This is a genomic window from Clostridium sp., assembly GCF_050717535.1.
GTDB lineage: Bacteria > Bacillota > Clostridia > Clostridiales > Clostridiaceae > Clostridium_AD.
The window spans coordinates 24,778-37,098 of sequence record NZ_JBOITM010000013.1; the positions used below are offsets into that span (position 1 = coordinate 24,778).

General features: G+C 30.7%; 11 protein-coding genes and 1 pseudogene. All 12 read right to left on the reverse strand.

Going from position 1 to position 12,321, the window contains the following annotated elements; translation table 11 throughout:
- Positions 1–319: 319 nt before the first annotated feature.
- Entirely contained in the window at positions 320–1,711 is a 1,392-nt protein-coding gene (gene pepV / locus ACREVU_RS02950; RefSeq protein WP_431550131.1) for a dipeptidase PepV, read from the reverse strand.
- Positions 1,712–1,845: 134 nt separating this feature from the next.
- A complete protein-coding gene (locus ACREVU_RS02955; protein WP_431550132.1) occupies positions 1,846–2,040 on the reverse strand; it encodes a hypothetical protein in 195 nt (64 codons plus the stop codon).
- A gap of 104 nt (positions 2,041–2,144) precedes the next feature.
- A complete protein-coding gene (locus ACREVU_RS02960; protein WP_431550143.1) occupies positions 2,145–4,076 on the reverse strand; it encodes an OPT family oligopeptide transporter in 1,932 nt (643 codons plus the stop codon).
- A gap of 509 nt (positions 4,077–4,585) precedes the next feature.
- On the reverse strand, positions 4,586–5,146 hold the full coding sequence (lepB, locus tag ACREVU_RS02965; protein ID WP_431550133.1) for a signal peptidase I: 561 nt from the start codon (positions 5,144–5,146) through the stop codon (positions 4,586–4,588).
- 160 nt (positions 5,147–5,306) lie between these two features.
- Positions 5,307–6,086, reverse strand: coding sequence for a pseudouridine synthase (locus tag ACREVU_RS02970; protein WP_431550134.1), 780 nt, complete (start codon positions 6,084–6,086; stop codon positions 5,307–5,309).
- 3 nt (positions 6,087–6,089) lie between these two features.
- Complete coding sequence (locus ACREVU_RS02975; protein ID WP_431550135.1) at positions 6,090–6,659, reverse strand: TVP38/TMEM64 family protein; 570 nt, start codon at positions 6,657–6,659, stop codon at positions 6,090–6,092.
- Positions 6,660–6,923: 264 nt separating this feature from the next.
- Complete coding sequence (locus ACREVU_RS02980) at positions 6,924–7,217, reverse strand: hypothetical protein (protein ID WP_431550136.1); 294 nt, start codon at positions 7,215–7,217, stop codon at positions 6,924–6,926.
- 166 nt (positions 7,218–7,383) lie between these two features.
- A complete protein-coding gene (locus ACREVU_RS02985) occupies positions 7,384–8,367 on the reverse strand; it encodes a ferredoxin (RefSeq protein WP_431550137.1) in 984 nt (327 codons plus the stop codon).
- A 74-nt stretch (positions 8,368–8,441) separates the two neighbouring features.
- Positions 8,442–9,218 carry a hypothetical protein gene (locus tag ACREVU_RS02990; protein WP_431550138.1) on the reverse strand — a complete coding sequence of 259 codons (777 nt, stop codon included), beginning with the start codon at positions 9,216–9,218 and terminating at the stop codon, positions 8,442–8,444.
- 12 nt (positions 9,219–9,230) lie between these two features.
- The gene (locus ACREVU_RS02995; protein WP_431550139.1) at positions 9,231–10,718 is read right to left on the reverse strand and encodes a hypothetical protein; all 1,488 of its coding nucleotides are present in this window, start codon (positions 10,716–10,718) and stop codon (positions 9,231–9,233) included.
- Between the two features lie 66 nt (positions 10,719–10,784).
- On the reverse strand, positions 10,785–11,753 hold the full coding sequence (locus ACREVU_RS03000; RefSeq protein WP_431550140.1) for a helix-turn-helix transcriptional regulator: 969 nt from the start codon (positions 11,751–11,753) through the stop codon (positions 10,785–10,787).
- 233 nt (positions 11,754–11,986) lie between these two features.
- Positions 11,987–12,321 (reverse strand): annotated as a pseudogene (locus ACREVU_RS03005) (recombinase family protein); the annotation flags it as partial.

Genomic DNA, 12,321 nt, shown 5'->3' on the forward strand with positions numbered 1-12,321 from the left:
GAAGATATACGAACTTGCATTCATGTTTTTCTATTTTTTAATTTTAATTTTCTTAATCTACTAAAAGGACTAGCTTTTCACCCTTCACAACAGTCAAATACAAGATTATACATCTATATTGTTTATAATTTTATTGCTTTTATATAAATTAATTACAATTTATTTTTTTACTGTCTTTTAAATACTTTTTAAAATTTTATCCTTTGAAAATATTTAGGCCTATATCTTATTTTATAAGATATAGGCCTAAGAGTTATTCAATTTTAACTAAAATATTTCACTTATGAAATAAGATAAATATCTAGAAATTATTTACTTCTTATTTTGCTAATTCATATAATGCATGAGCATATATTTTAGCATTTTTAATTAAATTATCAATTGTAATATACTCATTCTTTTTATGAATAGTATCTGGTTCTCCTGCAAACATTGGTCCAAATGCTACAGTATTAGGCATTTCTTTAGCATAAGTTCCTCCACCTATAGATAATAATTTAGCTTCTTCTCCAGTTTGCTCAGTGTAAACTTTTTGAAGTGCTTTAATAATTGGGCTATCTGGTGAAAAGTATAATGGTGCCTGATGCTCAAATTTTTCTATTCTTATACCAGTTCCTTCTATTTTACTATTAAATGGATTCATCATATCTTCTAGTTTGTTTGTTACAGGATATCTTAAATTTAAAATCATTGTAATTGAATTTTCATCCATATTTACAACTCCAACATTAAATGACATTTTTCCTGAATTCTCATCTTCAAGGCAAACACCAAAAGACTCTCCGTGTGTTTCCAAACCTATATTCACATTTAAAAATTCTATAAGTTTTGACACATCATTTGTTCCAAAATCCACAGTTCCAAGGAAAGCGAATAATTGCATAATAGCATTTACTCCAAGTTCTGGTGTACTTCCATGAGCTGCTTCACCTACAGATTTAATTACTACCACATCTTCTTTAATCTCTGCAGAAAGCTTATAATTCATAGTTTTTGCATAAGCATCTACTGCAGTAATAATGTTTTTTGGATCTTTAGCCACAATCCCTGCTTCACAATAATCAGGTACTATGTTAGCTACATCGCCACCCTTAACATATTTTATATGGTTTTCACTATTATTTTTATTTTTAAAATCTTTTACAATGTTGAAAATAGTTATACCTTTTTCACCATTAATTATTGGATAATCTGCATCTGGTGTAAAACCAGCAACTGGTGCTTTTTCTCTTTCTAAATAATAGTCAAGCTCCTTGCTTCCTGTTTCTTCATTAGTTCCAAATAAAACTCTAATTCTTTTAGAAACTGGTAGTTTTGCATCTTTAATTGCTTTTAATCCATAAAGTGTTGCCATTATTGGCCCTTTATCATCTGTGGTTCCACGTCCATACATTTTTCCATCATGAATTTCTGCAGCATAAGGTGGGTACATCCAACCTTCTCCTTCAGGAACTACATCTAAGTGACCTAAGGCTAAAACATAATCTTCACCTTGACCATACTCTGCATATCCAACATAACCATCTAAGTTAACTGTATGAAAGCCTAAATTTTTCGCAGTATTTAAAGCACATTCTAATGTTTTAGCTACACCTTCTCCAAAAGGCATTCCAGGTTTTGGTTCACTTTCTATACTCTTGATTCTTATAACCTCTTGAGTAGACTTAACAATATCCTCTTTCATAGCATCAATTAATTTATTTAATTCCATATTAGTTTCCCTCCATTTATGTTCTACATCAGTAGCTTAGTCCACATAATGTGGTTTAAGGCATAATGCGATTTATTGTATTAAAGTAGATTACTCTAACAAAATAGCTTAATCTACTAAATTAGCATAGTATGTTAATTTAGTTCAAGCTCTAAATCAGTAACTTTTTGTTTTTTTATGAGCCATCTCATAACCTTTTCTACAGGCTTATTATGTTGAAAATATAATTTTACCTTTTCATCATTTACTTCCCACTTCTCAATCTTTCTTATTGGCCTATAAAGTAAAAAGTTTTCTTTTGATTTATCTTTATTTTTTTTATTAAACATACATTTCTCCTACAAAAAAGATAAGAGCCTTAAAGGCTCTTATCGTATGTTTTTCCTTTATTTTACCTTGAATTACATAATTTAATTCGTACTTAATTATAACATTAAATCGTTGTTTTATCTACCTTTGTAGCAAAGAGATAAATCCACAATCCTAATGCAAAGAACATAAGTGTAGAAAATTCGTTACTGTTAGCTAAAGTTGGAAGTAAATTAGCTCCAATTCCTATATTAAGACCTATTGTTGCAAATACTGCAACCACTATTCCCATTAGTGCATCTCCTGCAACAAGTCCTGATGCAAGAAGTATGCCTTTTTCCACCTGTGTCTTTTGTTGTTCTTCATTTTTCTTGAATTTCTTTTCAACTAATATTCTAATAATACCACCACAAAGGATAGCTGCATTTAAATGTATTGGTAAATATATTCCAAGTGCAACTGGAAGTATTGGGATTCCCGAAAGTTCACAAAATATTGCAATTGTGACCCCAACAAATACTAATGCCCATGGAAGTTGACCAGTCATTACACCTTTGATAACCATTGACATTAATGTTGCTTGAGGTGCTGCAACATCCTTGCTTCCTATACCATACGTGCTATTAAGCATTAATAATACACCACCAGCAACTGCTGCTGCTGCAACTATTCCTAAGTACATACCAATCTGAACATTTTTTGGTGTACCACCGATAATATAAGTTGTTTTTAAACTTTGTGCAGTACCACCAGAAACACAGATAGCAGCACAAACTATACCACCTATAATAACAGCTGCAATCATTCCTTTATCTCCAACATTACCTGTAACCTTTAACACTGCTGTTACAAATAACAATGTAGCTATAGTCATACCCGAAGCTGGGTTATTTGATGCTCCGATTAGACCAACCATTCTAGCAGATACAACTGAGAAAAAGAATGAGAATACAACTGCGAGTATTGCACCAATTATACCAACATTAATTATTGGTAACAACCATGCAAGTAAGAATACTAATACCGCAGCGCCTATTACCCAACTTAATGGTGCATCAATATCTGTTCTATTTCTAGCTCCTGATTTGCCTTCTCCAATACCTGACATAGCTGATTTAAAAGATTTAATTATTGTTGGAGCTGATTTACCAAGACTTATAAATCCACCTGCCGCAACAGCACCTGCACCTATATATCTTATATAACTACTCCAAACGGACCATGCATCCATATTAGCAATAATATCTGTTGATGGGAATAGCGGTGTTTGCAACCCATGTCCAACATACATTATTAATGGCATAAGTCCAAACCATGCTATTAGAGAACCTCCAAACATGTAAAGTGAAACTCTAACACCAACTATATACCCAACACCCATAAGAGATGCTAATGTATCAAAACCAAACATCGTTCCTTGCATTGGCTTTATAGTCCAAGAAGCTTCTTCAAGCCAAAATTTGAATCCACCAGAGAATAGCTTGTATAGTGCTCCTACAAAAAGCCCTGTCGTTACTGTCTTAAATCCTGCTCCACCCTCACTACCAGTTACAAGAACTTCTGCCGCTGCCATACTTTCTGGATATATAAGAGTACCGTGCTCCTCCACTATTAGAAAACGCCTTAATGGTGTAACAAAGAAAACTCCAAGTAATCCTCCAAGTAATGTTACAACAATTATAGTAGAAAGTTTTAATTCCATACCCCAAAGAATAATTGCTGGAAGTATAAATATAATTCCTGCGGCTAGTGATTCACCCATAGCTGCAATTGAAGCTATCATATTAGCCTCTAATATGTTATTTCTTTTAAATATACCTTTTAATACTCCTGTAGCCAAAATCGCTCCTGGAATACCTGCCGAAATTGTTAAGCCTACTTTAAGTCCTAAGTAAGTATTTGCAGCTGCAAATATCATTGCAAATATCATACCTATTACTATTGATATTACCGTCATTTCTGGCATTGCTTGACTAGCTGGTACAAATGGTAAGTAATCCTCACCTTTAATACCACCGTAAGCGGTATGCGAAAGTTTTTTAGATTTATCCATGATATGACCCCCTTTTAATTATAAATGCTAAATATTTATAAATTATAAATTATAAATGTTAAATATTTATTAATTAATTTCATAATAACATATGTCTTAAAAATAACTAAATTTGAAAATTGCTTATTTTACACTAGATTGTCATATTATACTGATTTTATCTAAAATAACTACAAAATGCTCTAATTTTCGCCACTTTAGACTATGATTTTAATGTGCTAAAGTATTTTTTGAAACTATATAGATTTTTTTATTAATTATTTGAAAATTCTGTTAATTTATATGTACTTTGTTTAATGTTTCACAAAGTAATAATAAAAAATTTTTTCTGGTTTTTATAATAGCTATCTAGGCTATGTAATGCTTTACTATAATGTTTTTATCCTTGCTTCATTTAACTTAAGTACTACTAAAATTATTTACTAAAAACCGTTATAAATACAAATATAAATATTTTCAAAAAAAATGAAAATAGCAGATATACGAACTTGCATTCACACTCTGCTATTTTTTTATTTAAATTTTTTTCCAAATCTACTAAAGGGACTAATTATAATTCTTGCCTTGCCCATTATATCCTTCCCAGGTATATAAGGTTTTTCCCAATATCTCGCATCTAAGGAATTTATTCTATTATCACCCATAAAAAAGTAACTATCTTCTGGCACTTTAAATGTTCCAGTTTTGCCACCTGGGTATTTAACGTAACTCTCATCTATTTTAACCTTATTTACATACACTGATCCATCTTCTTTGATTTCAACTTCATCATTCGGTAGTCCTATAAGCCTCTTTATTAAATCTTCACCCAATTCATCAGAATGGAATACTACTACATCCCCATGTTCAAGATTATTTCTGTTATGGACTCTTGTTACTAAAATTTTATCTCCTAGGTTAATGGTTGGTAGCATAGATCCAGTTGGAACAGACACATTAAAGAAAATAACCTTATTTATGATAAATGCTATTATAATCGCCGCTACTATAGGTAATACCCAATCTTTAAATATCTTTTTTATAATATCCATAGGTAATTCCAAATCCTTAAATATCTTTTTTATAATATTCATGATTATCTCCTCTCAATTCAAATACATTAATATTTTATCACAATATTAATAATATATCATTATTTAAGATTTGCTATATGTAAACAAATCATTAACTTTTACTATTTCCCCCTAAACTTATTAAATTTTCTAGCACCCCACTTGCCACGTGGGCCATCGGCTATCCCAATAACTTTCTAATTTCCACTTCTGTAAGACTTCGATACTCACCTTTTTTCAATGATTCATCTAACATTAATCCTCCAATGGAAACCCTCTTTAAATACACCACATAACAGCCTACTGCCTTTAACATACGTTTCACTTGGTGCTTACGTCCCTCTGAAATAGTAAGATATCCAGAAACAACGGGTTGGTTATAATAATTCGAATCTATATTGTATAAATTTTCTATAGGCATTTCTTGTTTAAGCTCTTTATACATTCCACTCTTTTGTGCTTCTATCTTTGCAGGCTTGGTTAGTATTTCACCTTTATTGATGTAAATTCCACGCTCTAATTGCTTAATACTTTCCTCATCTAAACTACCTAAAGCCCAAAAGAAATAAGTTTTTTCAACATGCTTTTGTGGGTACATTAATTGATGTTCAAATTCACCATCGTTAGTAAGTAGCAGTAGCCCTTCCGTATCTTTGTCTAATCTACCAACATGAAATACTCCATTCATGTTAACCTCATCAAAAAATTCAAATACCGTTTTATTTACTTTATCCGTTCTTGCAGTGATGTAGCCAGCAACTTTATTAAACATATAATAAACTTTTCCAGTATAAATTACTACTTTATCAAGATACTCAATAACATCAAGACTTTCGTTAATTTCTATTGAAGGCTCTGTTATCACATCTCCATTTACCTTAACCATACCTTCTTTTATATAAATTCTAACCTTTTTCCTTGTTCCAATGTCCGATTCTGCTAAAAATTTATCTAATCTCATGTTTCATATCTTCTCTTTCTTTGTATAATTTTTTCCAATTGTGCATTTAATAAGTATTAACCCAATAATTGTTATAGCTAATCGTAACCAATTATTATAAATATTAATTATATCATAACTAACAAGTGCTTCTAAAGCTATAGATGGAGCCTTTCCTATCAAAGTGGCAACGGTGAATATCTTACCATTAACATTACTTATTGAAGCAGCCAGTGTCACAAATCCTGATGGTATAAATGGAATTACCCTTCCTTCACATATTAATAGGCCAGCTTTTTTCCCTTCACTTTTAACTATCTTTGAAAGCAATTTATGTTTATCTATAACTTTATCTAGCTTTTTCTTAAAGCCTAATCTATAAACAGTAAAAGTAATATAGGCTCCTATTGTTTCTCCTAACAAGGATATTAGAAAACCCGCAGCAGGCCCGAAGAAAACTATGTTAGCTCCAGTTACAAATACTGAAGGTAGTACACCCACCAGCGAAATACCTATACTTATTAAAAGACTTATAGGAATTGCCATAGAACTGTTATTCTTAAAAACCTCAAGTATATCATTTATATTAAACATTGCTTTCCCCTTTTCAGCTTAAAAGTTAGACCATCTAAAGCAAAAGTCCCCCAAACTCTCGCCTGAGGGAACAAAATCACCATACTATTTCTTCTCTATCCTAGCTACGCACTCCACGTGTGTTTTGGTGGTTAAGTGATACTAATACGCATTGAAACAAGTTTTGCGTAAAGATATACCCCCTAAAATTAAGGGGGTCGTGGAATTATTTTATTATTTTATACTTTTACGCATAACCTGAGTTATGCAAATGTACATAAGTCTTTAAGACATCATATTTGTAATATTTAATTGGGCAGTATCCTGAAATTTTTTCCATGCTATTTCTGCCCATTCCATAATTTTTTCAACATGACGTTCATCTTTTGAAGCTTCTTTACCTACATAGCAATTACCCTCATAAAAAGTTTCCCACCTTGTAACACATTGAAAATCACAACTAAATTCAAATACAGGTACAACTACAAATAATCCATTTTGTTGTAATATTAATATATTATCAACTGAATCATTGCCATTAGCTATTGCTTGTACTAGTTCTTCTTTAAAAATATTCATAACTTCTCCCCTTTAATTAGCTATTTCACTGTTTAAATCATTATGAATATTGCACTCTTCTATTATATAAGTTATCTGTAATACCCTTTCTTAATGATAATAGAATGTTATAATACCACTTATCTTTGATATAAATATTGGATGTACTTTTTTTTAGCATTTAAAATTAGGCTAATCTTTCAATCTCTTTTATTAAATAATTTGCTTTTTCATTTAATGCTTTAGTTAGTAGCTCAGAGTATTTATTAACTGTTTCATTAACATCGTGTGGTATTCCACAATCATCATTAACCACATCTTGTATCGCCACTGCTAAATCCCCTCTAAACTCATCAATAACTTCATTAAGATTATAACAATAAGTATCCTTTCCCTTATAGTCTTCAATATCATCAGTATTTACATATACTTTATATGATGATACAGAGCTTAATTTGCTAGTAATTGCATCTGTATATACCCTTTCCGTATACCTTATTCTATATGCATAACTTTCTCCCTCATAACCATAATCAGGTCCTATTTCAATCTCATCAAATTTCTCTGGGATTTTTGCTTTATTTTCTGTCCTTTCCATAATTTCATCTACTAATTGAGAAATTAATTTACTCAAGCTTTGATTAATATCGAAATAATAATTTCCCTTTTTTCTCTCATAATAAGCATATTTTCTCAACTGGTTAGTTCTATATTCTACTAAAACTTCTTGAGTTAATGCTTTACGTTGTGAATACATTGCTCTATCAAATTCGCTTAGTCCCGCACTTTCTGCCTTACTGTCTGATTTATAGTCATATCTACAATTTCCAGAAGGACTATTATATGTTATTGAAGATCGATTTATATCACACCTATAATCATTAGTTAACGGTCTTGGTATTTTATAATTAAAAAAGTTTTGTCTAATTAGACTTTTTAATTCTGTTAACCCTTGTTTACCAGTTGATTCAACTAAATTTTCATCTTTAATTGAGATAGCACTAACTGGGCAGCTTTTAATTACTTCCAAAAATTCTTTAGATTTTTCATCAGTAATCTTACCTGATGCTACTGGATTAACTTTGCCTTCTGAATCCTCCTCCAATAGATTAGTCATTAGAGTACAACTACCACAAGCAACGCATTTATTTGAAACCAAAATTTTTTTCATAAAATTAAATCCTCCTCCATTATTTTTATAAAATATAGCTTATTTTTATAAAATATAGCTTATTTTCATATTAACTAGCCAATTGCATTATTTATTTTTTGCAAATATTTTTCACCTATTTGAACAGCTTCAACCGATTGCAAAGTTATCTCTCCATCTTCATCAAATAATTTTGTATCAATTATCTTTTTTATAGTTGTAGCTACATTCATGCAAGTCATAATTTGTTCCTTATCCTGATTCGTATATTTTTTTCTATCTCTCCCCTTTTCACTAATAAGATTATCCGTAGTTTCAATGCTCTTTCTAAACAAAATATTTATTTTTGCAAGTACTTCTGATATCCTATTCGCTCTTTCTTTAACAGCATCTAAAGCCATACAAATTGTTTCGGATTGTGAAGCTATAACATTTGCTTGTTTATTACGCATCGACGCTGTGTTTAAATTCATCTCAGATTCTTTAGCTATTATTCCAGATATCCCGCTAAGTAAATATGTAACAATAGTTTGTCCAGAGGTCATCTGAATCCCTGCTACCCCCGTCATATCTCGCATCTCTTTAAATATAGTAGGAGATAAGACTGAAATACCTAATTCCTTTATACCTTCACTCTCAAGAAAATTAATTGTCATTATCTTTTCATATACCTTTATGAAATCATTCATAGAAGTCGATAAAATACCTTTTTTTCTATTTGCTAGTTTAATTAATGACATATCAGTTTCATGTCTTTGATTATTTTTATTTTCTTCAGCATTAACATTTTTTTCAAATGCCTTAATATTAAATCTATCAGATTTCGCATCATTTTTATCAGCTTTTATTATGTTATAAATTAATCCTATCATAACAAACCCCCATTACAGTGTAAACACACTACTTTCATCCATAAAAAATTCATCAAATTTTTCAAATGTCTTAAATTTAACTGTTTCTCCAAAAATGCTTAATATTTCATTCAAACCTGCTGATATACCTTCGACATCGTTATTAATCGTAGATACGAATATAGCTTCAAATCCATTATCAAAAGCTTCATCCCATTTTTCGTATTCTTCTTCAATTATATTTTTTAAAAGATTACGCTGATACTTCATTTCTACTAAAGCCTGTGCTGCTATAGAATTTACTTTTTCTAATTTAACTTTTGATAATTTATTAACCTTTCTATATTCACTCACTAATTTGAATGTTCCATAGGCAACTCCAATTGCAAGACCGGCAATGAATACTGGTGCCGCAATTGCCGATACAGCTATTAATTGTGATCCAATTGATAAAATAACATTACCAGCTATTGTCCCACTTAATGCTGACCCTGCTAATGTAGTTTCTAGCACTACAGTTGTACTTCCTAATACAGCACTTACAGAAGAACCTGTTGCTATCGCCGCACTTCCTAATGCACTATTAGAAACAATTTGAACAACTGGTGCTGAAATTATTGATATTGTATTAATCATTGCTGCACCAGTTGTGGTGCTTCCAATAGCGGATACTGCTGCTGCAGATGTAACAGTAGAAATATATCCGCCACTCACTCCCTTAACCGTATCCACAGCTAACTCCCTTGATATTTCAGACAATTCTTTGTTTCCACTTAATAATTCAAAAAAATTACTTCCTGCACTAATACCGGCAGCAAAAGCACCTGCAGTAATCCCTCCACTAACACCGGCTTTATGGTATTGCTTTCCTTTCTCCAAAGTTGCATAAATTTTTGGAGTAATGCTTGCATTACTTCTACCAGTTATATTCGATTCATTTTGCATAGCTCTGCCAAGGATTGAAGATTGTTTTTCAGATATATTTGATTCTATAACATTCATACCATCTGCTTTAGCCTTATTTATTAGTTTATCATTTCCTTTATCAATAATAATTGTTTTTCCTTCATATTTTGACCAATCAACATTTGTATTTTTATAACCTACTTTAGCCTGTGCATAATCAATTGTTCCGTTAGTATTAATTATTTTAAAGTCATCAATCCCATTATTAGCAATTACCTCTGTTAGAGTATTATTAATTGTTGCATCTGTTGCATGCAGTTCCTCAAAAACAAACCCTTTAAACCCTTTTGTTCCACCTCTCATAGTATTATATTTTGAAAGACTAGAAGCTAATTTATCCTCTAATCCGCAATTAATAATACTCTTATTAATGCTTTCCTTTGCTAAAACGGTACCTACCAGGGAGCTTAAAAAATAATTCACAGTTTTTATAGCATTATCTGCATCCCAATTAGTTTCTATAAGTAATTTTTCACATTCTACTTTCGTCAATCCTGTGCAGTTACTCACTCTTTCAACCTTTTGCGTATTATCTTGTGCTAATTGAATATTCATAAATTCTTCACCCTCCTCTATATACACTAAGATTGTTTACATGATTTATTTTGTAACAATTTAAGTCTAAACATAAATTTTTCTAAGTTTTTCGATTTCAACACAAATTTTTTCTTTAAAATTGTCAGGTGAAATTACTTTAATATTACTTCCCTGGCTTAATATCCACATAAGGATTCCTTTTCCATAAACCTCAGCTTCTACAACAAATTTACCTTCTAATGTGTCAATAATCTTTGCTGTAGGCAGTCTATCCAATACAGCTTCTATTGAAGAACCTGTGAACTCAAATTTTATTTTTATAAGCTTACCTGCGTACATAAACTGAACTCTTTTTCTAAACTCCCCATCTTCAAATCTTTCAGCATTTGGAATATAGAATTTTTCACCTATTGCCTTATATTCTTTAATCCTATCCACTCTAAAAACAGTTGGTGAATCAAAATCATTAAAATAGGCTATTAAGTAAAAATAATATTCCGAAAATACAATTGCTACAGGCTTAACTATTCTTTTTACTTCTACACCATCAATCTTTATATAGGTTATTTGTGTTGCTTCTTTATTCCTTATTAACTCACTCAAATTCCATATTTTTGATAAGAGCAAGTCACTATTCCTCAAAGGAACATAATTTAATAGTTCATTTCCAATTATATCTTTAATGTACTTGCTTTGTTCATTATCAACTTGTCCTAATATAGAATTGGTTAAATGCTTTAGTTCATCCTTACAAAAGGCTCTGCTTTCAAGTAATATTTTTGTTATAGCAAGAATATCTTCCCTGGTAAGTATGTCATCTCTATTATCAAGACTATATCCCTTCTTATCACGCCTATATACAATATCTTTAATACCTAAGCTTTCTCTGTTATTGCTAAAATAAGCCTTTATATCCTCTAAGTCTCTCTGAATAGTTTTTTCATTAACCTTAAATAATTCAGCAGTTTCTTTCTTATTCATAACCTCGCCTTGAATTACTTTTGAGTATATTGCTAATATTCGATTAATTTTTATAACATTTTTAGCAATCATATTTATCACCACTATCTATAGTATAGTATCTTACATAGACACATGTATGTCCACGTGAAAAAATATACCTATTTTTTATTTTCTTCAGTAAAAAATCCCTTTATTAATCATAATTATACATCATAAAAAACCTTTTTTCATATTTTCTACAAAACTAGTCATTTTTAGACAAAATAAAAAAATATCCAGTCAAAGTGAATCTAAATCACTTCAACTGGCTCTATGAAATTCCTCTATTCAATTAAAACCTCAATTTCTGTACCATCAAGCAAAGTCACAATAATTTTCTGCCCATCAAACACAGTCATCTTCTCTATTATCCTAAAATATAAATCCATATCAAATTCTTTTATCGGCTTTGCATCAGCTATCATTTTTATAAACTCTCCACTCTTATACCTCAGAAGCAAATTTTCATTCTGCAATCCTTTCTTCCACTTTTCCATAAAATAATCCTTATTTTCAATCATAGCATTAAACGTGTTTATAAAGGCTTGGTATAAAACCTTATCATCTATATGCTTATTCTCACAACTTTTTTTTCCCTTTACTTCATACTTTTTATTGC

Coding starts and splice junctions, on each gene's coding strand:
- pepV (WP_431550131.1), bottom strand. CDS start 1,711: ATGGAATTAAATAAATTAATTGATGCTATGAAAGAGGATATTGTTAAG.
- ACREVU_RS02955 (WP_431550132.1), bottom strand. CDS start 2,040: ATGTTTAATAAAAAAAATAAAGATAAATCAAAAGAAAACTTTTTACTT.
- lepB (WP_431550133.1), bottom strand. CDS start 5,146: ATGAATATTATAAAAAAGATATTTAAGGATTTGGAATTACCTATGGAT.
- ACREVU_RS02970 (WP_431550134.1), bottom strand. CDS start 6,086: ATGAGATTAGATAAATTTTTAGCAGAATCGGACATTGGAACAAGGAAA.
- ACREVU_RS02975 (WP_431550135.1), bottom strand. CDS start 6,659: ATGTTTAATATAAATGATATACTTGAGGTTTTTAAGAATAACAGTTCT.
- ACREVU_RS02980 (WP_431550136.1), bottom strand. CDS start 7,217: ATGAATATTTTTAAAGAAGAACTAGTACAAGCAATAGCTAATGGCAAT.
- ACREVU_RS02985 (WP_431550137.1), bottom strand. CDS start 8,367: ATGAAAAAAATTTTGGTTTCAAATAAATGCGTTGCTTGTGGTAGTTGT.
- ACREVU_RS02990 (WP_431550138.1), bottom strand. CDS start 9,218: ATGATAGGATTAATTTATAACATAATAAAAGCTGATAAAAATGATGCG.
- ACREVU_RS02995 (WP_431550139.1), bottom strand. CDS start 10,718: ATGAATATTCAATTAGCACAAGATAATACGCAAAAGGTTGAAAGAGTG.
- ACREVU_RS03000 (WP_431550140.1), bottom strand. CDS start 11,753: ATGATTGCTAAAAATGTTATAAAAATTAATCGAATATTAGCAATATAC.